General features: G+C 67.9%; 19 protein-coding genes, 1 tRNA gene and 4 pseudogenes. 16 read left to right on the top strand and 8 right to left on the bottom strand.

The genetic code is table 11. The annotated features are described in order from the left end of the window. Entirely contained in the window at nucleotides 1–150 is a 150-nt protein-coding gene (locus CLG85_RS13650; protein ID WP_176476532.1) for a hypothetical protein, read from the bottom strand. Between the two features lie 612 nt (nucleotides 151–762). Further along, nucleotides 763–839: transfer RNA gene (locus tag CLG85_RS13645), tRNA-Arg, on the bottom strand. A 406-nt stretch (nucleotides 840–1245) separates the two neighbouring features. On the opposite strand from CLG85_RS13645, the gene CLG85_RS13640 reads away from it, so the two are divergent. Both CLG85_RS13640 and CLG85_RS13635 read left to right on the top strand, forming a co-directional pair. Beyond that, nucleotides 1246–1725 (top strand): NUDIX hydrolase, encoded by a 480-nt coding sequence (locus tag CLG85_RS13640; RefSeq protein WP_095881612.1) that lies wholly within the window; start codon nucleotides 1246–1248, stop codon nucleotides 1723–1725. A 46-nt stretch (nucleotides 1726–1771) separates the two neighbouring features. Next, nucleotides 1772–3247 (top strand): inorganic phosphate transporter, encoded by a 1476-nt coding sequence (locus CLG85_RS13635; RefSeq protein WP_095881611.1) that lies wholly within the window; start codon nucleotides 1772–1774, stop codon nucleotides 3245–3247. Between the two features lie 87 nt (nucleotides 3248–3334). On the opposite strand, the gene CLG85_RS13630 is transcribed toward CLG85_RS13635, so the two are convergent. Beyond that, the gene (locus CLG85_RS13630) at nucleotides 3335–4297 is read right to left on the bottom strand and encodes a Gfo/Idh/MocA family protein (protein WP_260349105.1); all 963 of its coding nucleotides are present in this window, start codon (nucleotides 4295–4297) and stop codon (nucleotides 3335–3337) included. Nucleotides 4298–4554: 257 nt separating this feature from the next. Between CLG85_RS13630 and CLG85_RS13625 the strand changes: the two genes are divergently transcribed. Beyond that, the gene (locus tag CLG85_RS13625; protein ID WP_095884443.1) at nucleotides 4555–5370 is read left to right on the top strand and encodes an alpha/beta hydrolase; all 816 of its coding nucleotides are present in this window, start codon (nucleotides 4555–4557) and stop codon (nucleotides 5368–5370) included. Nucleotides 5371–5416: 46 nt separating this feature from the next. Here the strand turns inward: CLG85_RS13625 and CLG85_RS13620 are convergent, their stop codons facing one another. Next, nucleotides 5417–6364, bottom strand: a complete 948-nt coding sequence (locus CLG85_RS13620; RefSeq protein ID WP_260349103.1) for a GlxA family transcriptional regulator — start codon at nucleotides 6362–6364, stop codon at nucleotides 5417–5419. Nucleotides 6365–6535: 171 nt separating this feature from the next. On the opposite strand from CLG85_RS13620, the gene bcoG reads away from it, so the two are divergent. The 7 genes and pseudogenes from bcoG (at nucleotide 6536) to CLG85_RS13585 (ending at nucleotide 15208) form a co-directional block, all read left to right on the top strand. Next, entirely contained in the window at nucleotides 6536–7456 is a 921-nt protein-coding gene (gene bcoG, locus CLG85_RS13615) for a 3-dehydrocarnitine:acetyl-CoA trimethylamine transferase BcoG (protein ID WP_095882379.1), read from the top strand. Further along, nucleotides 7453–8895 carry a carnitine 3-dehydrogenase gene (locus tag CLG85_RS13610; RefSeq protein ID WP_095882378.1) on the top strand — a complete coding sequence of 481 codons (1443 nt, stop codon included), beginning with the start codon at nucleotides 7453–7455 and terminating at the stop codon, nucleotides 8893–8895. Before bcoG ends, CLG85_RS13610 begins: the two co-directional genes overlap by 4 nt. 108 nt (nucleotides 8896–9003) lie before the next feature. Beyond that, nucleotides 9004–10593 (top strand): ABC transporter substrate-binding protein, encoded by a 1590-nt coding sequence (locus CLG85_RS13605; protein ID WP_095882377.1) that lies wholly within the window; start codon nucleotides 9004–9006, stop codon nucleotides 10591–10593. 10 nt (nucleotides 10594–10603) lie between these two features. After that, entirely contained in the window at nucleotides 10604–11563 is a 960-nt protein-coding gene (locus CLG85_RS13600) for an ABC transporter permease (RefSeq protein WP_095882376.1), read from the top strand. Then, nucleotides 11560–12378 carry an ABC transporter permease gene (locus tag CLG85_RS13595; protein ID WP_095882375.1) on the top strand — a complete coding sequence of 273 codons (819 nt, stop codon included), beginning with the start codon at nucleotides 11560–11562 and terminating at the stop codon, nucleotides 12376–12378. Before CLG85_RS13600 ends, CLG85_RS13595 begins: the two co-directional genes overlap by 4 nt. Further along, nucleotides 12371–13985, top strand: a pseudogene (locus tag CLG85_RS13590) (ABC transporter ATP-binding protein). The gene CLG85_RS13595 and the pseudogene CLG85_RS13590 overlap by 8 nt, the downstream one beginning before the upstream one ends. A gap of 179 nt (nucleotides 13986–14164) precedes the next feature. Continuing rightward, entirely contained in the window at nucleotides 14165–15208 is a 1044-nt protein-coding gene (locus tag CLG85_RS13585; protein ID WP_095882373.1) for an L-idonate 5-dehydrogenase, read from the top strand. Here CLG85_RS13585 and CLG85_RS13580 read toward each other — a convergent pair whose 3' ends face one another. From CLG85_RS13580 to CLG85_RS13565, 4 genes and pseudogenes are all read right to left on the bottom strand, one after another. Further along, entirely contained in the window at nucleotides 15209–16042 is an 834-nt protein-coding gene (locus tag CLG85_RS13580) for a metal ABC transporter permease (RefSeq protein WP_095882372.1), read from the bottom strand. Beyond that, nucleotides 16039–16893: a metal ABC transporter permease gene (locus CLG85_RS13575; RefSeq protein WP_095882371.1), complete on the bottom strand. Its 855-nt coding sequence runs from the start codon at nucleotides 16891–16893 to the stop codon at nucleotides 16039–16041. Before CLG85_RS13575 ends, CLG85_RS13580 begins: the two co-directional genes overlap by 4 nt. Continuing rightward, the gene (locus tag CLG85_RS13570) at nucleotides 16890–17762 is read right to left on the bottom strand and encodes a manganese/iron ABC transporter ATP-binding protein (protein ID WP_375796923.1); all 873 of its coding nucleotides are present in this window, start codon (nucleotides 17760–17762) and stop codon (nucleotides 16890–16892) included. The genes CLG85_RS13575 and CLG85_RS13570 overlap by 4 nt, the downstream gene beginning before the upstream one ends. A gap of 17 nt (nucleotides 17763–17779) precedes the next feature. After that, a pseudogene (locus CLG85_RS13565) lies at nucleotides 17780–18644 on the bottom strand (metal ABC transporter substrate-binding protein). Between the two features lie 215 nt (nucleotides 18645–18859). Between CLG85_RS13565 and CLG85_RS13560 the strand changes: the two are divergent. The 6 genes and pseudogenes from CLG85_RS13560 to CLG85_RS13535 all read left to right on the top strand — a co-directional run. Beyond that, nucleotides 18860–19282 (top strand): Fur family transcriptional regulator, encoded by a 423-nt coding sequence (locus CLG85_RS13560; RefSeq protein WP_108969493.1) that lies wholly within the window; start codon nucleotides 18860–18862, stop codon nucleotides 19280–19282. A 98-nt stretch (nucleotides 19283–19380) separates the two neighbouring features. Next, complete coding sequence (locus CLG85_RS13555) at nucleotides 19381–20172, top strand: uracil-DNA glycosylase (RefSeq protein WP_260349099.1); 792 nt, start codon at nucleotides 19381–19383, stop codon at nucleotides 20170–20172. Next, complete coding sequence (locus CLG85_RS13550; protein ID WP_235865534.1) at nucleotides 20169–20753, top strand: hypothetical protein; 585 nt, start codon at nucleotides 20169–20171, stop codon at nucleotides 20751–20753. Before CLG85_RS13555 ends, CLG85_RS13550 begins: the two co-directional genes overlap by 4 nt. 51 nt (nucleotides 20754–20804) lie before the next feature. Beyond that, nucleotides 20805–21348 (top strand): annotated as a pseudogene (moaB, locus tag CLG85_RS13545) (molybdenum cofactor biosynthesis protein B). A 109-nt stretch (nucleotides 21349–21457) separates the two neighbouring features. Continuing rightward, a complete protein-coding gene (locus CLG85_RS13540) occupies nucleotides 21458–22972 on the top strand; it encodes an efflux RND transporter periplasmic adaptor subunit (RefSeq protein ID WP_260349095.1) in 1515 nt (504 codons plus the stop codon). Further along, nucleotides 22936–26086: pseudogene (locus tag CLG85_RS13535) on the top strand (efflux RND transporter permease subunit); the annotation flags it as partial. The gene CLG85_RS13540 and the pseudogene CLG85_RS13535, both read left to right, overlap by 37 nt.

Raw genomic sequence — 26086 nt, 5'->3', positions numbered from 1 at the left:
TCAGTCCTTCTGTGCAATCTTGTGTGCTTCGGGGAGTCCGGGGCGCAGGACGTCGGGGGCCATGGCGCCGGGCAGGGCGCAGATCGTTCCGTCGGGACCCAGCGGAATGCCGCAGATTGGGGCCAGCAGGTCTGTCACTGGGCGGATCATGGCTTGAAACTCCGGGTTGCCGGCTTGTTGGCGGAGGATGACGCAGGAATGGGTGAGGAAAAAGAAATTCCTACGTCAGCATGGATTAGGATTGGGCTAACCCATCACCGAACGCCCTTGCTAGGAGGCCTTGGGTTTTCCGAACCGGCTGAAAGGCTCTGCGTCTCGGACATCTGCCAGACGACGCCGCGCAGAGCTGGGCGCGATGCGGCCTCAGTGATGCGATTTGGCGCAGGCCTCCATCGCCCACGCAGACCGACTGTTCTGCGGCGCGCGCCGCCAAACGCGGGCGCGGCAGTACGGGGATGAAGAAACTCTCCCGGCCAATAGGATCATGCAAACCTGAAATCCGGTCTTCGTCAGGACAACCGCCTGCATGCTGATCGTTGTTAGGTTGGACGTGCCCTCCGTTCGGTCCGGAGGGAAACCAACATACCACACGAATGCCGTTGGATGGGGGCACTCCCTGCGTCGGTCATATCGCGTTCGAGCGAATGACCCGGGACGCATGCCGACCATTCTTGATCCGACCCGGGTCAGTCCGAGATGTGGATGATGACCGCCACGTCGTGCAAGCCTATGCCGCCTTGGCAGTGAAAGCGAGGGGAGGGGTGGCGGGCCATGAAGGATTCGAACCCTCGACCGACCGCTTAGAAGGCGGTTGCTCTATCCAACTGAGCTAATGACCCGTCGGAGTGTGAGTAGCCCAGCTCGGAAGCATCCGCAACAGCGCCCTTGCAGGTCCGCTCCGAGGCATTGGCGCAAAGCGTGAAATTTGCCCCAGAGGTCCTCCGGAGCCAAAAGGTCAACGTCTTGATAGCATGATGATCGGTCAGCCAGGCTCCGAGTTGGTCAGCGGGCGAGCAGTCAACCCGTCCATCCCGCCGGGCCAGCGAGGCAAAGGAGCCGCGCGGCACGGCAGGGCCGCCGGTCATCGCGTTTGCCCAGGGGTTTGCGCTGGCGGAAAGGTCGGGCGGTGGGTAGGTGACGCCACGTGCGACAGATCCTTTCACCTGCTTATGGCCTCCCGACTTGAGAAACCGCGCGCTTTGCGTTAGAGGCAGCCGGTCCGCCTCGATCTCAATAGGTGAGCCGATGTTTGCCGAATTCTGGAACAGCTATCTCGCCCCGCTCCTGGGTCGCCCCAACCGCGTTCAAATCGCGGCGCTCTGCCATCGCGTGGAGGACGGCCGACCGGAAGTGCTGATGATCACCTCGCGCACCACGAAGCGCTGGATCCTTCCCAAGGGCTGGCCAGTGCGCGGCACCGATGGCGCCGGCACCGCGCTGCAGGAAGCCTGGGAAGAGGCGGGGGTGAAACATTTCGGCCCGCGGCCGTTCCGCATCGGGCAATACCGCTACCGCAAGATCGTCAACGGCCGCCTCCCTGTCACCACCGACGTCGACGTCTACGCGGTGGCGGTCGAGAAGCTGCTGGACCACTTCCCCGAAATGGCCGACCGAGAGCGCCGCTGGATGTCGCCCGACGCCGCGGCCCAGGCGGTCGAGGAAGAACAACTCAAATCCATCCTCGCGGACTTCCCGGCGCTGGTCTCGCGGGCACGGCAAGGCTGAGCCCCGAAGGGTCCGGCCGGGCCCCTGGATTTCAAGGACATTCAACGTGACCGAACAAACCACGCCTCAGTGGAAGACGCTCGACAAGGACCTGAACCGTCTTGCGCGTCTTGAAGAGGCCACCATGCACGCCTCGCGACCGCTGGTCGGCGTGGGGATCAGCCTCGTCTTCGTCTCGCTCGCCGCGGTGGCCGCCGCGATCCTGACCGGCGGCGCGACGCAGAGCCTCGCGGTGGTCGTGGCCGCCGCCTTCGGCGCCTACATGGCGCTGAACATCGGCGCCAACGACGTGGCCAACAACATGGGCCCCGCAGTGGGTGCCAAGGCGCTGTCGTTGCTCGGGGCCATCGCCATCGCCGCGATCTTCGAGACCGCCGGCGCGCTGATCGCGGGCGGGGACGTGGTCTCGACCATCTCCAAGGGCATCATCGACCCGGCGGGGCTCGCCGACACCGGCGTCTTCGTGCGGGCGATGATGGCGGCGCTGCTCGCGGCATCGATCTGGGTGAACATCGCGACATGGATCGGCGCGCCGGTCTCGACGACCCACTCGGTGGTTGGCGGCGTGATGGGTGCGGGGATCATCGCCGCGGGACTCGGCTCGGTGAACTGGTCGACCATGGGCGCCATCGCAGCGAGCTGGGTGATCTCGCCGTTGCTCGGCGGCATCATCGCGGCAGGCATGCTGGCCTTCATCAAGTGGCGGGTGATCTACGTCGAGGACAAGATCGCCGCGGCCCGCACCTGGGTGCCGGTGCTGATCGGGATCATGGCCGCGGCCTTCTCGACCTATCTCGCGCTCAAGGGCCTCAAGAAGGTGGTTGCCATCGACTTCTCGACCGCCCTGGTGATCGGCGCGGCGACGGGGGTGGGGATCGGCCTTATCTCGGTGCCTTTCATCCGCCACCAGTCGAACGGGCTCGAGAACCGCGCCCGCTCGCTCAAGACGCTGTTCCGGCTGCCGTTGGTGGTCTCGGCGGCGCTGCTGTCCTTTGCCCATGGCGCCAATGACGTGGCCAATGCGGTCGGCCCGCTGGCGGCCATCGTCTACGTGCAGCACTCGGCCAGCGTCGCGGGGCAAGTGGCGATCCCGCTCTGGGTCATGGTGATCGGGGCGCTCGGCATCTCCTTTGGTCTCGTGCTCTTCGGCCCGAAGCTGATCGGCATGGTCGGCAACCAGATCACCAAGCTGAACCCGATGCGCGCTTATTGCGTCGCGCTTTCGGCGGCGGTGACGGTGATCGCGGCCTCCTGGCTTGGGCTGCCGGTCAGCTCGACCCATATCGCCGTCGGCGGGGTGTTCGGCGTCGGCTTCTTCCGCGAGTGGTACGTCGAGCGCCGCGCCCGCCGGTTCCACCGCAGCCTGCCGCCCGAGAGCCTGCCGCGCCAGGAACGCGCCCGCCGCAAGCTGGTGCGCCGGTCGCACTTCATGACGATCGTCGCGGCCTGGGTGATCACGGTTCCGGCTGCGGCGCTGCTCTCGGCGGCCTGCTTCCTGTTGCTGCGCGCGATTGGGTTCTGAGCCATTCCGAACCGCGCGGGGCTTGCCCCGGAAACGTTCAGCAGACCTGAAGAAGGCCCCGCGCGCATCGCGGGGCCTTTCGTCATGTCAGGGCTTGCCGCGCAGCATCTCCTCGACGAGCCGCTGCACGTCGAGCGCCTCCTGCGGGGTGGCCAGCCGGTGCGGCTTGCCGGCAATGCAGAGCAGCATGTCGTCCAGTTGGGCGCGCAGCGCGACGGCACGCGGCTCGCCGGGCAAGGCGGGAACGGCAACGAAGGCGCCGCCGGTCGAGACCGCCTCATCCGAGAAGTTGGAGACCCGGTGGCAGGCCTTGCTGCCCTTCACAGTGAATTCCTGCCGGTCTTCCTGCGCGCCACCGGTGCTGGCGAGGATCGAGACCGGCACGCCGGCCTCGGTCTCGAGGCGGGCGAGCAACGCGGTCTCGCAGAGCGCCGGGTCGGCGGGGTAGGAGGGGCGCGCCCAGGTGACCGAGAGCGGGCCGAGGATGCGCTGGCTGAAGAACAGGAAGTGCGAGAGCACCTCGCGGGTCATACCGCCCTCGGCGCGGAAGCGCAGCCAGTCTGCGGCCTGCTGCCAGGCCCGCGGCCAGGCGGCATAGGTGACCACCATGTCGACCCCCGCGAGATCGCCCATCGCGCCTGAGCGTGCAGCCGCGGTGATGTTGCTCAGCGCTGCGCCGGCGGCCTGGGTGAAGTTGACCGCCGCCGGCACGCCGCTGGCGCGCAGCTTGGTCACCAGTTCCTCGCTTGCGGCCAGATCGACGCCGAGCGGCTTTTCCAGGAAGACCGCCTTGCCTGCCGCGGCGGCCTCGAGCGCATAGGCCATGCGCGGCTCCGGCGGGCAGGCGAGGTAGACAAGGTCGGCGGCGGCGATGGCCTCGGCGGCGCTGGCCGCCACGGGAGTCTCGGGTGCAAGCGCCTGCGCCGCGGCGCAGCCCTCGGCCGAGGGGTCCCACATCGCCACGACGGAATAGCCCGCGTGGAGCTGCATGTGCTCCAGCATCCGCCGCCCCATGATCCCCAGTCCGATGATTGCCGTCTTCACTGCCATGGTCCCACCTGCTCCTGCTGTCCTGGTCCGTACCCCGGTGCCTGCCCGGCGCAGCCCTTGCGCCCGGCGCGAGGCACCAGCCCGGGTTCCTCGCATGGCGCTGTGGCAGAGACCAGAGCGGCGCTCAGCAATCGTGCAGATGTTGCCGCGCTGCGTCGCGCTCGGGCGGCGCGCGGATTTGCACGCGGCGGAAGATCGGCTAGACCTCCTCCGCGTCCCTGACACCGGGACCGCAGACCGCCGGAGAGGAAGATCGCTTGGATTACCGCAGCTACCTGTCGCCCGAAATCGTGGCCTTCGTCGATGAGACCATCGCCTTTTACCCCGAGGATCTGGACCCGCGCGACTGGCCCGCGCAGCGCGCGGTCTATGACCGCATGGCGGCGCATTTCCACCGGGGGAGGCCCGAGGGGCTTGCAGTGCTTGATTGCGAGATGAACGGCGTGCCGGTGCGGCTCTACGGGGCGGTGTCCCCGGTCACCGTGGTCTACGCCCATGGCGGAGGCTTCGTGCTGGGTGGGCTTGAGAGCCATGACGACGTCTGCGCCGAAATGGCGCAGCGGACTGGCTGCAGGGTGGTCTCGGTCGATTACCGGCTGGCGCCCGAAAACCCGGGGCTGGCGGCTTATGAGGATCTGGTCCGCGTGGTGGAGCTCTGCTGCGTGGAAGGGCCCGTGATCCTCTGCGGTGACAGCGCGGGGGCCTCGCTCAGCGCCACGGTCAGCGGCACCCGCGCGGACCTCGGGCTGCGTGGGCAGGTGCTGGTCTATCCCGGCCTCGGCTTCCCGCACGAGGGTGGCAGCTTCGAGCAACACGCCGAGGCGCCGCTGCTGAGCGCGCGCGACCTCGGCACCTACCGCGAGGTGCTGGGCGGTGATCCCGACGACCCGCGTCTTGTCCCGGCGAAGGGTACGCTGTCGGCGCTGCCGCCGACCTGGCTCTTCCCGGCGGAATGCGATCCGCTGCATGACGACGCTCTGCGCTATGCCGAGGCCGCCCGGGCGCAGGTGCCGAGGTGCACCTGCAGAGCCACGCCGGGCTGGTGCATGGTTGGCTGCGGGCGCGCGACGTGAATGACCTCGCGCGGGACAGTTTCTCGCAGATCGTGGCGGCGCTGGTTCAGCTCTCGCGCTGACGCGGACGGCTGCCGCGGGCCTTGCGGATCGGGTGGCCAAAGGCCAGACGGAAGGCCCTGCTCAGTGCTGAGGCATTGGCATAGCCGCAGCGCAGGGCGATCTCGCCCAGGTCGTAGTCGGTGCCCGAGGCCAGCTCGCGGGCATGGGTCAGCCGCATGAGCTGGTAGTAGCGCCCGGGAGACATCGCCAGCTCGGCCTGGAAGAGGCGGTTCAGCGTCCGCCGCGTCAGCCCCGCGCGCCGCGCCAGCTCTTCGAGGGGAAGCGGGGTCTCGATGGTCTCGACCATCAGATTGACGATCTCGCGCAGCCGCGCGGTGCCCTTGCCGACCAGCCAGTTCGCGCCGCGCCCGCTGCGCTGCTGGCGCTCGGCGTCATGCACGAACATGGTCGAAACGAGGAAGGCATCCGCCGGGCCGAACTGCTCGGAGATGATCGCCAGCATCAGCTCGAGCGCCGTCGAGGCGCCGCCGCAGGTCGAGACCCGTCGCCCTCGCACGAAACGCGCATCGCTCGGCTGGACCTGCGGAAAGGCCTCGGCGAACTCGGCGAGCACCGCCCAGTGGATCGTTGCGCCCTGATCATCCAGTAGGCCCGCCGCGGCAAGCAGCCAGCTCCCGGTGTCGGCCCCGACGATGGCCCGCGCGCCGCGCGTCAGCCGGCGCAGCGGCGCCAGACGCTCCGGCCTCGCGTGCTCACGGTAGCCATAGCCGGTCACGACGATCAGCAGGTCGCATCGGTCGCAGTCGGCGATGGCTGTATCGGGAGAGATGTTCAGCCCGCTGGAGCTGCGCGCCGGCCCGTCGTCCGGCGTGACGATCCGCCATGACAGCCCGCCTGCACCCTGGTCGCGGACGGCTCGCAGCGGCTCCAGAAGGCACGACAGAACCATGTTGGAGAAGCCGTCGTAGAGCAGGAGGGTGACGTTTTTCATCGCAGCAGGCAGATTTGGAACATATTTTGTCACGATAGGGACATTTTACCAGGGGGTCCCGAGATATCCTTCGCGCGATTGGCAGTCGGACGCGCGCCCGATCACGAGGCGTGCCGCCCCCTTAGAAGGGCGCCGCAGCGGCTGCCGTAGCAGGAATATCAGGAGTTCTCCATGCCTCTGGCGATGAACAAAGAGGTTTTCATCACCTGCGCGGTGACCGGCTCGGGCGGCACGCAGGACCGCTCGCCGCATGTTCCGCGCAGCCCCGCGCAGATCGCCAAGAGCGCGATCGACGCGGCGAAGGCCGGCGCGGCGGTGGTGCATTGCCACGTGCGCGACCCGGAGACCGGCGCCCCGTCGCGCGATCCCGCGCTCTACCGCGAAGTGACCGATCGCATCCGCGACGCCGAGGTCGATGTCGTCCTGAACCTCACAGCCGGCATGGGCGGCGACATCGTCTTCGGATCGACCGAGGCACCTTTCCCGGTCAATGCAGCCGGTACCGACATGGTTGGCGCCACCGAGCGCATGGCCCACGTCGCGCAATGCCTGCCCGAGATCTGCACCCTCGATTGCGGCACCATGAACTTCGCCGAGGCCGACTACGTGATGACCAACACGCCGGGCATGCTGCGCGCCATGGGTGGCATGATGACCGCGCTCGGCGTGAAGCCCGAGATCGAGGCCTTTGACACTGGCCATTTGTGGTTTGCCAAGCAGCTCGTTGCCGAGGGCGTGCTGACCGGCCCCGCGCTGGTGCAGCTCTGCATGGGGGTGCCCTGGGGGGCTCCCAATGATCTCAATACCTTCATGGCCATGGTGAATGCTGTGCCCGAGGACTGGACGTGGTCGGCCTTCAGCCTCGGTAGGGACCAGATGCCCTTCGTTGCGGCCTCGGTGCTGGCGGGCGGCAACGTCCGGGTCGGGCTCGAGGACAACCTCTGGCTCGGCAAGGGCCAGCTCGCGACCAACGCGCAGCTCGTGGAGCGCGCGGCCTCGATCATCGAGAACATGGGCGCGCGGGTGGTCGGCCCCGAGGCGGTCCGGGCGCGGCTCGGCCTGGTGAAACGCGCTCCGAGGGTGCTGGCATGAGCGCTGAGCGCAGGACCGCCACCATTGTCGGCGGCGGGGTCATCGGCGGCGGTTGGGCCGCGCGCTTCCTGCTCAATGGCTGGAACGTGAGGGTCTTCGATCCCGACCCCGAGGCCGAGCGCAAGATCGGCGAGATCATCGACAATGCCCGCCGCGCCTTGCCCGGGCTCTACGACCGAGCGCTGCCGGACGAAGGGGCGCTGACCTTCTTCGACGACATGGCCGAAGCGGTTGCCGGGGTGGATTGGGTGCAGGAAAGCGTGCCCGAACAGCTTGCGCTGAAGCACAAGGTGCTGGGCGCGCTTTCGCAGCTGGCACCGCGGGGCGCGGTGATCGGCTCCTCGACCTCGGGTTTCAAACCCTCGGAGTTGAACGCGGAGGGGGCGCGCGCCATCGTCGCCCACCCATTCAACCCCGTCTACCTGCTGCCGCTGGTCGAGCTGGTCGGCACGCCAGAGCGCACCGGCCCGGCCGCCGAGGTCCTGCGCTCGATCGGCATGTTCCCCCTCATCCTGCGCAAGGAGATCGACGCCCATATCGCAGATCGCCTGCTCGAGGCGGTCTGGCGCGAGAGCCTCTGGTTGGTCAAGGACGGCGTCGCCACCACCGAGGAGATCGACGAGGCGATCCGCATGGCCTTCGGCATCCGCTGGGCGCAGATGGGTCTGTTCGAGACCTACCGCATCGCCGGGGGCGAGGCGGGGATGAAACACTTCATGGCGCAGTTCGGCCCGGCGCTCTCCTGGCCCTGGACTAAGCTGATGGACGTGCCGGAGTTCACCCCCGAGCTGGTGGACCTCATCGCGGGCCAGTCGGACGCGCAGTCCGGGCACCTGTCGATCCGCCAGCTCGAGCGGCTGCGCGATGACAATATCGTCGGGATGCTCCGGGCGCTGAAGCGCAGCGGCTCCGGGGCCGGGGGCGTGCTGACCTCCCACGAGGCGGCGCTGGATCAAGCCGGTTCCAAGGACGGGTTGCCGATCACCGCGCAGCGGCAGGTGCCCTCGAGCTGGACCGACTACAACGGCCACATGAACGAGACCCACTACCTCGAGGCCGCCTCGCTGGCGACCGACCGGCTGATGGAGATGGTGGGCGCGGGGCCCGAGTACATCGCCTCGGGCCGCAGCTATTTCACCGTCGAGAGCCACATCCGCTACATGGATGAGGTGCGCGCGGGCGAGCAGATCACCGTCACCACGCAGGTGCTCAAGGGGGAGGGCAAGAAGATGCATCTCTTCCACCGGCTCTGGCGCGCCGACGGCGCGCTCGCGGCGACGATCGAGGTGTTGCTGCTGCACACGGATCTTGCCACGCGGCGCTCCAGCCTGCCGGATCAGCCTGTCGCCGAGGCGCTGGCTGCGCTGGCGGAAAAACATGCTGAAATGGACAGCTGCGGGGCCGGGCGCTTCGTCGGAGAGCGGCGATCCGGCGAATAAGTTGAGAAATTTGAGAATTACCAATAGGAAGTAGCGCAACGGAAACGACGGGCCTCCTTCCCGGAGAGGGGCCCGCAAGAAACGCAAAGAAAGAAACAGGGGTATCAGATGACCAATAAGAACAAGACTTCGACCTATCAGCGGTTCAGCCGCAAGGGCCTGTCGCGCCGCAGCCTGCTTGGCCGAGCCTCCGTGCTCGGCCTTGGCGCTTTGATCGGGGGCGGTGTGCCGTTCAGCGCGGCGCTGGCGCAGGAGCCGGTCAAGGGCGGCATCCTGAAGATGGGCCTCGGCGGCGGCGAGAGCACGGAATCCCTCGACCCGGCGATGGCGCTGGTTCAGGTGGCCTTCCACACCACCCGCACCTTCGGCGAGACGCTGCTCGACGTGAACCCGGACGGCTCGCTCGACATGCGGCTGGCCACTGATGTCAGCTCGAGCCCCGACGCCATGACCTGGACCTTCGCGATCCGTGAAGGCGTCAAGTTCCACGACGGCTCGGAGCTGACAGCCGACGACGTGCTCGAAACCATGCGCCGCCATTCGGACGAGGATTCCCAGTCCGGCGCGCTCGGCATCATGAAGGGCATCAAGGACATGCGGGTCGAGGGCGGCAATTTCATCGTCGAACTCGCCGAGGCCAACGCCGACCTGCCCTACCTGATGTCGGACTACCACCTGGTGATCCAGCCGAACGGCGGCCGTGACAACCCCGGCGCGGGCATCGGCACCGGCCCCTACCGCGTGGTCGAGGCCGAGCCGGGCGTGCGCTACACCTTCGAGAAGTTCGCTGACTACTGGGACGACAGCCGCGGCCATTTCGACGGTGTCGAGTTCGCGGTGATCAACGATGCCACCGCGCGCAACGCCGCGCTGCAGTCGGGGCAGGTGCACATCATCAACCAGGTCGCGCCCAAGGTCGCCGGCCTGCTCGGCCGCGCGCCGGGCCTCGAGGTCAAGAGCGTGGCGGGGCGCGGGCACTACGTCTTCATCATGCATTGCGACACCGCCCCCTTCGACAATGCCGACCTGCGCATGGCGCTGAAATACGCGATCAACCGCGAGGAGATGGTCGACAAGATCCTGCAGGGCTATGGCTCGGTCGGCAACGACATCCCGATCAACGCGTCCTACCCGCTGTTCGACGACACCCGCCCGCAGCGCGCGTATGATCCCGAGCTGGCCAAGGAGTTCTACGAGAAGTCCGGCCACGACGGCAGCCCGATCGTCCTGCGCGTTGCCGAGGGCGCCTTCCCCGGCGCAGTGGACGCGGCGCAGCTTTTCCAGGAGAGCGCGCGTGCCTGCGGCATCCCGCTCGAGATTAGCCGCGAGCCCGATGACGGCTACTGGTCGGACGTGTGGAACGTGGAGCCCTTCTGCGCCTCCTACTGGTCGGGCCGCCCGGTGCAGGACCAGATGTACGCCACCGCCTACCTGTCGACCGCCGACTGGAATGACACCCGCTTCGACAATGCCGAGTTCGACGCCAAGCTGGTCGAAGCCCGCGCCGAGCTGGACCAGGAGAAGCGCAAGCAGCTCTACCGCGAGATGGCCGACATCCTCGCCGACGAGGGCGGGCTGATCTGCCCGATGTTCAACGACTTCATCGAAGGCGTGAGCGACCAGATCCAGGGCTGGGAAGAAAGCGGCGTTCTCGAAGTGATGAACGGTCTCGCACCGCACAAGTGCTGGCTGGCCTGAGGCCGCCCGCATGAACGCTTACATCGCGAAACTTGTGGCCCAGCGTATCGCGCTGGGTCTGCTGCTCATATTCCTCGTGTCGATCATGATCTTCCTCGGCACGCAGATTCTCCCCGGGGATGTGGCGCAGGCGATCCTCGGCCAGTCGGCCACGCCGGAGTCCCTTGCCAACCTGCGCGAGGAGCTGGGCCTCAACGCCCCCGCGACCGAACGCTATTTCTCCTGGCTCACGGGGATCCTGCACGGCGATCTCGGCACCTCGCTCAGCAACGGCCGCGACATTGCCGGCGCGATTTCGGAACGGCTGGGCAACACGCTCTTTCTGGCCGCATGGGCAGCGCTGATCTCTGTGCCGTTGGCGATCATCCTGGGTCTGGTCTCGGTGCTCTACCGCGGCCGTTGGCCCGACAAGGTGATCTCCGCCGCGACGCTCTCGGCGATCTCGGTGCCCGAGTTCATGATGAGCTACATCCTGATGTACTACGTCGCGGTGCAGCTCGGCTGGGCGCCCTCGGTGGCCATGCTCAACGACCGCATGAGCCTTTTCGAGAAGCTCCACGCGATCTCGCTGCCGGTGGCCGTGCTGGTGATGGTGGTGCTCGCGCATATGATGCGCATGACACGCGCCGCGCTGCTCAACGTCATGCAGTCGGCTTATATCGAGACCGCCGAGCTCAAGGGCATCCGCCGCTCCGCAGTGATCTGGCGCCATGCCTTTCCGAACTCCATCGCGCCGATCGTCAACGTGGTCATGCTCAACATGGCCTATCTCGTCGTCGGCGTGGTCGTGGTCGAGGTGGTCTTCGTCTACCCCGGCATGGGCCAATACCTCGTCGATCACGTCTCCAAGCGCGACGTACCTGTGGTGCAGGCCTGCGGGCTGATCTTTGCCGCGGTCTACATCTTCCTGAACATGGTCGCGGACATCGTGTCGATCCTCGCGAACCCCAGACTGAGGCACCCGAAATGAGGCGCGTTCCCATCCCCGCCCTGGTCGGGCTTGCCATCACCGGCCTCTTCCTCTTCAGCGCCATCGCCGCCCCGCTCATCGCCCCCTACGGCGTCAGCGAGGTCGTCGGCGACGTCTGGGAGCCGGCCTCCTCCGAGTTCTGGCTCGGCACCGACAACATCGGGCGCGACTTGCTCTCTCGGCTGATCTGGGGCGGGCAGACCACCATCCTCGTCGCCAGCGCGGCCACGGTGGTCAGCTTCGTCACTGGCTCCGTCGCCGGGCTCTTCGCCGCGGTCATCGGCGGCTGGGTCGACCAGGTGCTGTCGCGCTTCGTCGATCTGGTCATGGCGATCCCGACACTGATCTTCGCGCTGGTGGTGCTCTCGGTCATGCCGGTCACCATTCCTGTGCTGATCCTTGTCATGGGGCTGCTCGATTCCACCCGCGTCTTCCGCCTGTCCCGCGCCGTCGCCAGCGATATCGCGGTGATGGACTACGTCGAGGCGGCCGAGCTGCGCGGTGAGGGCCGGGTCTGGACCATCTTCCGCGAGATCCTGCCCAACGCGCTTTCGCCGCTGGTTGCCGAGGCCGGCATGCGCTTCATCTTCATGGTGCTTTTCGTGTCGACCCTGTCATTCCTCGGGCTTGGCGTGCAGCCGCCCGGCGCAGACTGGGGCGGCATCGTGAAGGAGAACAAGGACGGCATCGTCTACGGCATTCCCGCGGCGCTGCTGCCCGCTGTGGCCATCGCGGCGCTGGCGATCAGCGTCAACCTCGTGGCCGACTGGGTGCTCGACCGCACCTCCTCGCTGAAAGGAGGCCGCAATGGCTGATCCGCTTCTGCGTATCGACAACCTGAAGATCGAGGCGACGGCGCAGCCCCCCCGGCGAGGCGCCGCGCCGCATCACCATCGTCGACGGCGTCTCGCTCACGCTCGAAAAGGGCAAGGTGCTGGGCCTCATCGGTGAGTCCGGTGCCGGCAAGTCGACCATCGGCCTCTCGGCCATGGGGTACGGCCGCGGCGGCATCGAGCTGACCGGCGGGGAGATCTTGCTCAACGGGCGCGAGATCCGCGAGGCGTCGGGGCGCACCCTGCGCAGCCTGCGCGGGGCCGAGGTGACCTATGTGGCGCAATCCGCCGCCGCCGCCTTCAACCCCGCCAAGTGCTTGATGGACCAGGTGGTCGAGGCCAGCGTCAGCCACGGCCGCGCCACCCGCGCCGCCGCCGAGGCGCGCGCCGTGGAACTCTTCCGCAAGCTCGGCCTGCCCGAGCCGGAAACCTTCGGCAGCCGCTACCCGCACCAGGTCTCGGGTGGGCAGTTGCAGCGTGCGATGACCGCCATGGCGCTCTGTCCCGAGCCCGACCTGGTGATCTTCGACGAGCCCACCACCGCGCTCGACGTGACCACCCAGCTCGGCGTTCTGTCGGCGATCAAGGCAGCGATCCGCGAGCAGGGCGTCGCGGCGCTTTACATCACCCATGACCTCGCCGTGGTGGCGCAGATCGCCGACGACATCATGGTGTTGCGCCAGGGCAAGACGGTCGAATACGGCACCACCGAGCAGATCATCACCGCGCCGCAGGAGGACTACACCAGGGCGTTGGTCTCGGTCACCGCCAAGGCGCACGAGGAAAAGATCACCGATCTGCCGCCGGTGCTCGAGATCGAGGGGCTCACCGCGCGCTATCGCGGCATGGATCGAGACGTGCTCTCCGATATCAACATGGCGATCCAGCCCGGCACCACGCTGGCCGTTGTCGGCGAGTCCGGCTCCGGCAAGTCGACGCTGGCGCGGGTCATCACCGGTTTGCTTCCGCCGGTGGCGGGGCGCATCACCTTCGACGGGCGCGTCCTGCCCGCCGTGCGCAAGCGCCGCACGCGCGAGGATCTGCGCGAGCTGCAGATGGTCTACCAGATGGCCGACGTCGCGATGAACCCGCGCCAGACGGTGGGCACGATCATCGGCCGGCCCTTGCGCTTCTACTTCGGCATGAAGGGCCGGGAACAGCGGCGCAGGGTGATCGAGCTGCTCGACCAGATCGAGCTGGGCGAGGCGTTCATCGACCGCTACCCCGCGGAACTCTCGGGCGGCCAGAAGCAGCGCGTCTGCATCGCCCGCGCGCTGGCCGCCAAGCCCAGGCTGATCATCTGCGACGAGGTGACAAGCGCGCTCGATCCGCTGGTCGCCGAAGGCATCCTCAAACTGCTCGCCGATCTGCAGGCACGTGAGCAGGTGTCCTATCTCTTCATCACCCATGACATCGCCACGGTCCGCGCCATCGCCGACACGATTGCCGTCATGCACCTCGGCAAGCTGGTGCGCTACGGCACCAAGTCCGAGGTGCTGGCGCCGCCCTTCGACGACTACACGGACATGCTGCTGAAGTCGGTGCCGGAAATGCGCCTTGGCTGGATGGAGGAGGTGACGGCCCGCTGAGAGCCCTCCGGTGAGCCGGTGCCGCCGCGCCCGTCCCGCGGGCGCGGCGGCACGCGTTTCGCCTTGAAACCGCTCCTGTCGCCTGTCTAGCTTGTCGCGAAGGAAAGGCGCCTGACGCGCCGTGAAGGAGAGCTCCCCATGACCCGACCCGCCATGTCCGCCAGTGCAGGTGCCCGCTGATGGAGGCCGTCGTCATCCATGCGCCGAAAGACCTGCGTCTTGATACCATGCAGGGTGCCCCGGCGCCCGGTCCGGGCGAGGTGCGCATCGCGGTGAGCCATGGGGGTATCTGCGGTTCGGACCTGCATTACTACCTGCACGGCGGTTTCGGCACGATCCGCATTCGCGAGCCCATGGCGCTGGGGCACGAGGTCTCGGGCATCGTCACCGATATCGGCGCCGGGGTCAGCGGGCTCTCGGAGGGCGATCGCGTGGCGATCAACCCCTCGCGCCCCTGCAATGAATGCGAGTACTGCCTGCGCGGCATGGCCAACCATTGCCTCGATATGCGGTTCGCCGGCTCGGCCATGCGCTTCCCGCACGAGCAGGGGTTCTTCCGAGCGCAGCTGACGCTGCCGGCACGGCAGGCGGTACGGCTGTCGCACAAGGCGGATCTCGCGCTCACCGCAATGTCCGAGCCGCTGGCTGTTTGCCTGCATGCGGTGGCGCAGGCAGGCAGTCTGATCGGCAAGCGCGTGGCGGTCTCGGGCTGCGGGCCCATTGGCTGCCTGACGATCGCTGCCGCGAAACTCGCCGGGGCCGAGGAAATCGTGGCGACGGATATCTCCACGGCGGCGCTGGACGTGGCGAAAACCATGGGCGCGGACCGGGTGATCGATCTCGCCGGCCATGAGGCCGCGCTCGAGCCGCTGCAGGCGGGCAAGGGGCAGGTGGACGTGCTCTTCGAATGCTCGGGCGCGCCGGCAGCGGTGGTCGCGGGGTGTTCGATCCTGCGCCCGCGCGGCACCATGGTGACCGTGGGCCTTGGGCCCGAGACGCCGCTGCCGATGACCGTCATTGTCGCCAAGGAGCTGCGGCTCATGGGCAGCTTCCGCTTCGATCCTGAGTTCGCCACTGCGGCGCGGCTGATCGACAGCGGGCGGCTCGACGTGAAGCCTCTGCTCACCGGCGTGTTGCCGGTGGCGCAGGCACAGGACGCCTTCGAACTTGCCGCCGACAAGACCCGCGCGATGAAGGTGCAGATCGCCTTTCCCCAGACCTGATCAAATTCGAGCAAAGGCCCGGCGCGTGAGCATCCCGCGCCGGACCAGCGCCACGAGGAAGATCGCCGTCAGGATCAGGATGATCGTCGGTGCCGGGGCGCTGTCGAGGAAGAAACTGAGGTAGGTGCCCGCCAGCATGGCCAGAAGACAGGCGGCACAGGCGGCGACCATCATCTTTCCAAAGCTGCGCGCGATCAGGAAGCCGATGGCGCCCGGCGCGATCAGCAAGCCGACGGCGAGGATCAGCCCGGTGGCGCGCAGCGTCGCCACGATGGTCAGCGAGATCAGCGTCAGCAGCCCGTAATGCAGCAGCCCCACGGGCAGCCCGCTCGCCCGCGCCTGCGCCGGATCGAAGGCGTGCAGCAGCAAGTCCTTCCATTTCAGCAGCAGCACGCCCGCAACGACCAGCGAGATCAGCCCGGCGGTCCAGAGATCCTCGCGACCCACGCCCAGCATGTTGCCGAAGAGGATGTGGTCGAGGTGCACATTGGTGTGGATCTGCGTGTAGAGCACGATGCCGAGCGCGAACATGCCCGAAAAGACCACGCCCATCACCGTGTCCTGCTTCACCCGGCTGTTGCCTGCGAGAAAGCCGGTGGCAAGGGCCGTGACCATACCCGCGCCAAAGGCGCCGAGGATCAGCGGCAGGCCCAGGATATAGGCCAGCACGACGCCGGGCAGGATCGCATGGCTGATCGCGTCGCCCATCAGCGCCCAGCCCTTCAGCACGAGGAAGCACGACAGGAGCGCCGTGGGAACGGCGACGATGGCGCAGATCGCGAAGGCGTTCAGCATGAAGGGGAACTGGAAGGGGGCGAGCAGGGTCTCGGTCATGCGAGGTCCTCCAGCGCGGCGCGGGCCTTGCGGCGGGCGGCGAGGCGCCCATGCTTGGGGGCGAAGGTGAAGGTCAGCAGGAAGATCGCCGTCTGCAGGAGCACGATGATCCCGCCCGTCGCCCCGTCAAGGAAGTAGCTGAGGTAAGCGCCCGCAAAGCCGGTGGCCGCGCCGATCGCCACCGAGGTCGCGATGAGCCGCGGGAAGCGGTCGCAGAGCAGGTAGGCGGTGGCGCCGGGGGTGACCACCATGGCGATCACAAGGAAGGCGCCAACCGTCTGCATCGCCGCCACCACGCAGGCCGAAAGCAGGGTGAAGAAGAGCGCCTTCAGAACCCCCGGCCGAAGCCCGATGGAGCGGGCGTGGCCCTCGTCGAAGAAGACGACCATGAGGTCCTTCCATTTTGCCAGCAGTACCGCCAGCGAGACGAGCCCGATGATTGCCAGTTGCAGCGTGTCCCCGGGAGTGATGGCGAGGATGTTGCCCATGGTGATGGTCTGGATCGAGATCGCCATGGGGTTCACAGAGGCCATGAACAGCCCGAGCCCGAAGAAGGAGGTGAAGATCAGCCCGATGATCACGTCGCTCTTCAGCCCCGAGCGGTCCGAGAGCAGCAGCATCGCCGCCGCCGCCAGCCCGCCCGACAGGAAGGCGCCGAGTGCAAAAGGCAGGCCGAGCAAATAGGCCCCGGCGACGCCCGGCACCACCGAGTGCGAGAGCGCGTCGCCGATCAGCGACCAGCCCTTGAGCATCAGGTAGCTCGACAGGAAGGCGCAGACCGCGCCCACCAGCGCCGAGACCCACATGGCGTTGGTCATGTAGCCGTAGGTGAAGGGCTCGAGCAGGCTCATTCCTCGCGCTCCTTCGCCGCCCGGCGGGTCTCGCCGCCGTAGCGCACCAGTGGGCGCTCGTCGTCGGTGAGGATCGAGACGCGGCGAGGGTCTGCATCGTCGTGCAGGTCGGCGCCCTCGATGGTGAAATGCCGAAGCACACCGCCAAAGGCCTCCTCCAGCGCGGCGCGGGTGAAGGTGGTCTCGGTCGGCCCGTAGGCGAGCACAGTGCCCTTGACCAGCACCGTTCGGTCGCAAAATTCCGGCACGGTGCCGAGGTTGTGGGTCGAGACCAGCATGACCCGTCCTTCGTCCTTCAGCTCGCGCAGGAGGGCGATGATTTGCTCCTCGGTCTTCACGTCGACGCCGGTGAAGGGCTCGTCGAGCAGGATCACCTGTCCTTCCTGCGCGAGCGCGCGGGCGAGGAAGACACGCTTCTTCTGACCGCCCGAAAGCTCGCCGATCTGGCGGTGGCGGAAGTCCGACATGTTGACCCGGGCCAGCGCCGTATCGACCGCCTCGCGGTCAGCCTGCGACGGGCGGCGTAGAAACCCCATGTGGCCGTAGCGGCCCATCATCACCACGTCCTCGACCAGCACCGGAAAGGACCAGTCGACCTCCTCGGACTGCGGCACATAGGCGACGAGGTTGCGCTTCAGTGCCGCCTTCACAGACAGACCAAGCAGGGTGATCCTGCCCTGCGCCACCGGCACGAAGCCCATGATCGCCTTGAACAGCGTCGACTTGCCTGCGCCGTTGACCCCCACCAACGCGGTGATCGTGCCGCGCGGGATCTCGAAGCTGGCGCGGCGTAGCGCGGTGTGGCCGTTGCGGTAGGTGACAGTGACGTCCCGGGCGCGGATGCCGTCCATCGTGGCGCTGTCCTTCATGGGGGCCTGCGTTTGCATCATTGCGCCGCGAGCCCCGCCTCGAGCCCCTCGGCAATGGTGCGCGAGGTGACGGCGAGCAGATCGAGGTAGCTCGGCACCGGCCCGTCCGGCTCCGACAGGCTGTCGACGTAGAGTACACCGCCATAGGCCGCGCCAGTCTCGCGCGCCACCTGCTCGGCGGGGCGGGTGCTGACGGTGCTTTCGCAGAAGACCACGGGGATTTGGTTCTGCTTCACGCCGTCGATCACCGCGCGCACCTGCTGGGGGGGTGCCCATCTGGTCGGCATTCATCGGCCAGAGATAGAGTTCCTTCATGCCGAAGTCGCGGGCGAGGTAGCTGAAGGCGCCCTCGCAGGTGACCAGCCAGCGCTGCTCTTCGGGGATGGCGGCGATGCGCGCGCGAAGCGGCTCGAGCGCGCTGCGCAGCGCGTCCTTGTAGGCGGCGGCATTGGCGGCATAGGTCTCGGCGTTTCCGGGGTCGTGCTCGGCGAAGGCGCTGGTGATATTGTCAATGTAGATCAGCGCATTCTCGAGCCCCATCCAGGCGTGCGGGTTGGGCTTGCCCTGATAGGCACCTGCGGAGATCGGAATGGGGTCGATACCGTCGGACAGGGTGACCGAGGGCACGTCCCGCAGGTTCGACAGGAACTGTTCGAACCACAGCTCGAGGTTCAGTCCGTTCCACAGGATAAGGTCCGCCCCCTGCGCCCGCACGATGTCGCGCGGGGTCGGCTGGTAGCCGTGGATCTCGGCGCCGGGCTTCGTGACCGAAACCACCTCGGCGGCCTCCCCGGCGACCTGTGCGGCCATATCCGCCAGCACGGTGAAGGTGGTGACCACCTTCATCTTGTCGGCCGCTGCGGCGGGCTGGGCGATCAGCAGGCCAAGGCTGGCAAGGGCGGTGGCGAGCCGGGGGGGTGGCGGGCATGGGTTTCTCCTCGGGGTGCTTTCGAAAAAATGTAAATGCGAGGCATTCGCAAAAGTCAAGTTAGATGCGAGTCGTTCTCATTTATGTGCGGGGCGTCGCCTTCCCCCCGCGGCGTGGTTGCCTCGTTGCCGGACCGGGGCTATCAAACTGACCTGAACAGGAGTTGCCCATGACCGCGGTCTCGACCGATTTTGCCCAGGCCTTGCGCGATGCGGGGCTGCGCGTGACGCAGCAGCGCATGATCGTGATGTCCGTGCTCATGGAGTCAGAGGATCACCCCAACGCCGACGAGCTCTTTGCGCGGACCAAGGCGATCGACGGTTCGGTCTCCTTTGCCACGGTTTACCGGACGCTGGCGGCGCTCGAGGAGGCGGGTCTGATCCGCAAGCTCAGCTTCGAGCATGAGTCGGCGCGCTTCGAGGTGACGCCCGCCGCCGAGCACGACCATCTTGTCGATGTCGACACCGGCGAGGTGATCGAGATCGAAAGCGCCGAGATCGAGCGGCTCCGCCGTGAGCTGGTCGAGCGGCTGGGCTACGAGATCATCAGCCACAACACGCTGATCCGGGCGCGCAAGAAGCCGCGGTCCTGAGGGCGGCGCGCGCATCCGCCGGGGCTTTCACGCGCATTTTCCGAAAGATGCCCTCGGGGGAGATTTGCTCCGCCGCCGCGCTCGGGTAGTGTCTCGATATGGATTCGGGCATCGATTGGCATTGGGCGCGCGCGGCGCTGGACTGGCAGCTTGAGCTGGGCGCCGACGAGGCGATCGGCGAAGCGCCGGTGGACCGTTTTGCGCTGGAGGCGGCGGAGCAGGCCGCGCGGGCACAGCCTGCCGTGGCACAGCCCGAGCGCGGGGGCGCGCCTGCGCCCATGGCCGCGCCCGTCGGTCCCGACGCGGTGCAGCTTGCGACAGAAGCCGCGAAGGCGGCGGGCAGCCTCGAGGCGCTGCGCGCCTCCATGGAGGCGTTCGAGGAATGCGAGCTGAAGCGCGGCGCGCGCAACCTCGTCTTCTCGGACGGTGTTGCGGGCGCGCGGGTGATGATCGTCGGCGAGGCGCCGGGCCGTGAGGAGGATCTGCAGGGCAAGCCGTTCGTCGGCCGCGCCGGGCAGTTGCTCGACCGGATGCTCGCGGCGATCGGCCTCAACCGGGCAAGCACGGTCTACATCACCAACGTTTTGCCCTGGCGTCCCCCGCAGAACCGCGATCCGCGCCCCGACGAGATCGCCATGATGAAGCCTTTCCTCGTTCGGCATATCGAGCTGGCCGATCCCGACCTGTTGGTGATCATGGGCAATATCTCCTGCGACGCGCTCCTGGGCAAACGCGGCATCACCCGGCTGCGCGGCAAATGGGCCGAGGCCGAGGGCCGCCCGGCGATACCGATGTTCCACCCTGCCTACTTGCTGCGCCAGCCCGCCATGAAACGCGAGGCCTGGGCCGACCTGCTGGAGCTGCAGGCCAGGCTCAAGGCGCTGGGGTGAGGCCGGTGCGGGCCGGGCGCATCTGTGCCGGGGCCGTGTTTGCGTTGCTGCTCGCGGTTGCCGGGGCCTTCGCCGACGGCTTCAGCCCCGATTACATCGCGCTCTTCCGCGATCACGCAGCGGAGGTCGAGGAGCCGTCGCCGGGGTTGGAAATCCTCGAGCTGCCGGGGCCGGTGATCCTCACCCGCCGCGACGGAGAGGGGGTGCGGGCCGAGGATCAGAGTGGCCATGGTCCCGCCGGCTGCGCGCTTTCGCGGCTGGTCGAGATCACCGCCGCAGTGCAGCTCTGTCCCGACCTTCTGAACATCGCGGAGCGGGATCGGCTGGCCACGCTCCTGCTGCGCGCCGCCCGTTTCGCCGCCGAGAACACCTACCCGCCGCTCACGGACGACGAGCGCGAGGATGCGCTGGCGGCAGCGCTGGCCAAGGCGCGTCTGGCGCAGGGCGGCACCTGTCCGCAGCCCGAGACCGAGGCCGACTGGGTGCGCTTCGCCCGCAGCCTCGCCACCGACGAGGCCGCCCGCCGCTTTGCCCATATTTTCGCCGTGCCGCGTCTGCCTGTGGCGGAGCCCTGCCCGTGACGCTATGGCTGACGCCGAAACCCCTGTGATCCCAGTCCTGACGGAGCCCGCATGAGCCGCATCGACGAAACCCGAGAGTTCATCCCCGTCCGCATCGCGGTGCTGACCGTGAGCGATACCCGCGGCCTAAATGAGGACCGTTCGGGCGCTACGCTGGTGCAGCGGCTGACCGATGCGGGGCACCTGCTGGCGGATCGCGCAATCGTGAAGGACGACCGGGCGGCCATCTCGGACCAGCTCCGCGCCTGGATCGCCAGCCCCGAGGTGGATGTGATCATTTCCACGGGCGGCACCGGTCTCACCGGTCGCGACGTGACGGTCGAGGCGCACCGCGATGTCTACGAAAAGGAGATCGAGGCCTTCGGCACGGTCTTCACCATGGTTTCCATGAAGAAAATAGGTACGTCCGCGGTGCAGTCGCGGGCCACGGGGGGGGGTCGCGGGGGGCACTTACCTCTTCGCTTTGCCCGGCAGCACCGGTGCCTGCAAGGATGCCTGGGACGAGATCCTCTGCTGGCAGCTCGATTACCGGCACATGCCCTGCAACTTCGTTGAGATTTTTCCGCGCCTTGAGGAACACAAACGGCGGAAATGATACACTGCCGGGTATCACCGTGACGGCTTGGATTGCGCCGGGCATCGGGCGTAAGCTGTATGCGGCCAGACAGGGGGGGCTCGGCCCCTCCATTTCGCGGGACGATCACATGCGGTTTCTTCGCCGGAGCCTAGCCGGGCTCTTTCTCCTTTCGCTGACGCTGGGCCTGCTGGCCTGGGCCGGGATTCTCGTGCGCGACGCGGTGCAGACCCGGCTCGCCGACACGCCGCATATCCCGCAGGCGCGAGAGCGGGTGTTCGCGGTGAACGTGGTGCCGGTGCGGCTGGAGACCGTGATCCCCGAGATGACCGCCTTTGGCGAGATCCAGAGCCGCCGCAGCCTCGAATTGCGCAGCGCCGTGGGCGGCACGCTGATCGACCTGGCGCCCGCGTTCGTCGAAGGCGGGCGGGTTGCCGCCGGCACGCTTCTGGCGCGCATCGACCCGGCGGACATGCAGGCCGAACTGGAGCGCGCGCAAAGCGCCCTGCAGGACGCGGAGGCAGAGCGTCGCGAGGCGATCCGCGCGGTCGAGCTGGAAAAGGACGCACTGGCCGCCGCCGAGGAACAGGCGGCGCTGCGCCAGCGCGCCTACCAGCGGCAGGCCGACCTGCAGACCCGCGGCGTCGGCACTTCGGCCCTGGTGGAAGAGGCCGAACTCTCGGCCTCCTCGGCGCGGCAGGCCGTGGTAACCCGGCGGCAGGCGCTGGCCCAGACCGAGGCACGCGTCGACCAGAGCACCACCGCGCTCACCCGCGCGCATATCGCCCTCGACGAGGCGCAGCGGCGGCTCGTCGAAACGGAAATCCGCGCCGAATTTGACGCCCAGCTCGAGGATGTCTCGGTGGTCGCCGGGCGCCGGATCTCTGCCAACGAACAGCTTGCGACGCTGGTGGACCCTGCGGCGCTGGAAGTGGCCTTCCGCGTGTCGACCCAGCAATACCTGCAACTTCTGAACGCCTCGGACCAGCCGCGCGAGCTGCCCGTGACGGTGACGCTGGATTTCTACGGCGCCTCGGTGAGCAGCGCGGGCACGCTGATCCGCGAGGGTGCGGCGGTGGGCGAGGGGCAGACCGGTCGCCTGCTCTTTGCGGCACTGGAAGAGCCCCGGGGTTTCAAGCCGGGGGACTTCGTGACCGTCAAGATCGCCGAGCCGCCGCTCGAACGGGTGGCGCTGCTGCCTGCCACGGCGCTTGGCCCGGCGGGCGACGTGCTGGTACTCGGCGCCGACGAGCGGCTCGAGGCGGTGCAAGTCGAGCTGCTGCGCCGGCAGGGCGACGAGGTGCTCGTTCGGGCAGCGTTGGACGGGCGCATGGTCGTTGCCGAGCGCACGCCGCTTCTGGGCGCCGGGATCAAGGTGCGCCCGCTCAACACCGAGGCCGGCAGCGGCCCCACCGGCCCCGACGTGCAGGCCGAGGCCACCATGCTCGAGCTGACCGAGGAGCGCCGCGCCCGGCTCGTCGCTTTCATCGAGGGCAACGAACGCATGCCCGCCGAGGCCAAGCAACGCCTGCTCGCGCAGCTTTCCGAGCCGATGGTCCCCGCGCAGGTGATCGAGCGGCTCGAAGCGCGGATGGGGGGGCTGAGCCGATGCGGCATATCCCCGGCTCCGCCAGTGGACTCCTGAGCTATTTCACCCGCCACCGCACGGTGGCCAACCTGCTTCTGGTGCTGCTCATCGGCGCTGGGGTGCTTGCCGTGCCCAACATGCGCGCGCAGTATTTTCCCGACGTGATCGAGGACCAGATCGACGTGCGCGTCAGCTGGGACGGCGCCGGGGCGCAGGACATCGACAACGCCATCGTGCAGCTGCTCGAGCCGACGCTGCTGGCGGTCGAGGGTGTGGTGGCGACCGAGAGTCTCTCGCGCGAGGGCTCGGCGCGCATCGAGCTCGAGTTCGAGCCGAACTATAACATGGCCAAGGCGCTTGACGACGTGCAGACGGCGGTGGACACCGTCGACAACCTGCCCGAGGAGGCGGACGATCCACGGGTGACCGCGGGCGGCTGGCGTGACCGGGTGACCGACGTGGTGATCACCGGGCCTGTGGGCGTGGACCAGCTCGGGCGTTTCGCCGACGAGTTCGTCGTACGGCTCTTCGCCGAGGGGGTGACCCGCACCACCATCCGCGGCGTCGCGGCGCCGCAGATCATCGTCGAGGTGCCCACGGCCAACTTGCTCGGCTACGACGTCACCATGCAGCAGATCTCCGAGGCGATCTCGGCCGAGGTGGATGCCGCGCCGGCCGGCGATGTCAGCGGCGCCAATGCCCGGGTCCGCGCCGGAGTCGAGAAGCGCGCACTGCGCGACATCTCGGCCATCGTGCTGCGCTCCGAGCCCGACGGCACCAAGCTGACGGTCGGCGACGTGGCGCTGCTGCGCGAGGAAGGGATCGACCGCGAGAGGGCCTATTACGTTGGCGACCACCCGGCGATTTCGGTCCGGGTCGACCGCTCTGCCGACGGCGACGCAATCAAGATTCAGGACGCGGTGGCCGAGGTGGCGCGCGAGTTCCAATCGGTGCTGCCCGAGGGCACCACCGTCGATCTCATCCGCACCCGCGCCGAGGCGATCACCAATCGGCTCGACCTGCTGCTGCACAACGGCCTGTCGGGGCTGGTGCTGGTAGTGGGGCTGCTGTTCCTCTTCCTCAACGCGCGCACCGCGCTCTGGGTGGCGGCGGGGATCCCGACCTCGATGCTGGCGGCGCTGGCGCTGATGTATGCCTCGGGGCTGACGCTCAACATGATCTCGCTCTTTGCGCTGATCATCACGCTCGGCATCGTCGTCGATGACGCCATCGTGGTGGGCGAGCATGCGGATCACCTGCATCGCCGGCATGGGCTCGGTCCGGTCGAGGCCGCCGAGACCGCCGCGCGCCGCATGGCGCTGCCGGTGTTCAGTTCGACACTGACGACGGTCATCGCCTTCTTCGGGCTTACCGCCATTGGCGGGCGCTTCGGCGAGATGATCTCGGACATCCCCTTCACGGTGATCGTCGTGCTGCTGGCGAGCCTCGTGGAATGCTTCCTGATCCTGCCCAACCACATGGCTCATGCGATCGCCAAGTCCACCGAGCAGCACTGGTACGACTGGCCTTCGCGCATGGTGAACCGCGGCTTCCGCTGGATGCGCGAGACGCTCTTCCGCCCGTTCATGGCCGGGGTGATCGCGGCGCGCTACGCGGTGCTGGCCGGGGCGGTGCTGCTGCTGGCCGCGCAGGCGGCGAGCTTCATCCGCGGCGACGTGGTCTGGCGCTTCTTCAACTCGCCCGAGCAGCCTTCGGTCAGCGGCAACTTCGCCATGGCGCCGGGCGCCACGCGCGCTGATACGCTGGCGCAGATGCGCGAGCTGCAGCGCGCCACCGAGGAGTTGGGCCGCGAGTACGAGGAGAAATACGGTCGCAACCCGCTCGACTACGTGATCGCCGAGATCGGCGGAAACTCCGGGCGCGAGCTGGCCGAGGCCGAGAACAAGGAGCCGGACCAGCTCGGCGCCATCTCGATCGAGTTGATCGAGCCCGACTTCCGCCCCTATTCCAGCTTCCAGTTCGTCGCAGACCTGCAGGAGCGGGTCGCGCAGATGCCGATGCTCGAAGTGCTGAGCTTCCGCGGCTGGCGCTCGGGGCCGGGGGGGGGATGCGCTTGACGTGCAGTTCTACGGCGCCGATGCCTTGACGCTGAAGCGGGCCGCCGAGGATCTGAAGTCCGCGGTGCTGCGCTACCCCGAGGTCTCGGCGGTCGAGGACAACCTGTCCTACGACAAGGACGAGCTGGTGCTCGAGCTGACCCCGCAGGGGCAGGCGCTGGGGCTGACGGTGGACGATCTCGGCGCGGTGCTGCGGCACCGCATCGGCGGCATCGAGGCGGCAACCTTCCCCGTGGGGCCGCGCAGCGCGGAGGTGCGGGTGGAACTGCCGAAGTCGGAGCAGACCGCCGACTTCCTCGAGCGCACCCAGATCCGCACGCCGCAGGGCGCCTATGTCCAGCTCGCCGACATCGTGCGGGTCGCGCGGAGCAGCGGCTTTTCGACGGTGCGGCGCGAGAACGGGCTGCGCACGGTCTCGGTCACCGGCGACATCTCGGAGGATGACGCCGAGCGCGCTGCCGAGATCATGCAGGCGCTGCAGGAGGAGATCCTTCCCGCGATCGCCGCCGAGCGGCAGGTCGAATACCGCGTCTCGGGGCTGGCCGAGGACGAGCAGGACTTCCTGGCGGATGCCGGCGCAGGCCTCGTGCTCGTGCTGCTGGGCATCTATCTCGTGCTGGCCTGGGTCTTCGCCAGCTGGACGCGGCCGCTGGTGGTGATGGCGGTGATCCCCTTCGGCCTTGTCGGGGCGGTCTATGGCCACGCGCTCTGGGACGTGCCGCTGTCGATGTTCACCGTGGTGGGACTTCTCGGCATGACCGGGATCATTATCAACGATTCCATCGTGCTGGTCAGCCAGATCGACGAATACGCGCCGGACCGCGGCATCTTCCAGGCGATCATCGACGGAGCCTCGGACCGTCTGCGGCCGGTGTTCCTGACGACGGCGACCACGGTGCTCGGCCTCGCGCCGCTGCTCTACGAGCGCAGTTCGGACGCGCAGTTCCTCAAGCCGACGGTGATCACCCTGGTCTACGGGCTCGGCTTCGGCATGCTGCTGGTGCTGCTGGTGGTGCCGGCGCTGCTGGCGGTGCAGCATGACATCGCCCGGCGCATCGCCGCGGCCCGCCGCGGCGCGCGCCACCGCCACGGC

This window comes from Alloyangia mangrovi (genome assembly GCF_002300555.2).
Taxonomy (GTDB): Bacteria; Pseudomonadota; Alphaproteobacteria; order Rhodobacterales; family Rhodobacteraceae; genus Salipiger; species Salipiger mangrovi.
This window is presented reverse-complemented; position numbering and strand designations above follow the sequence as displayed.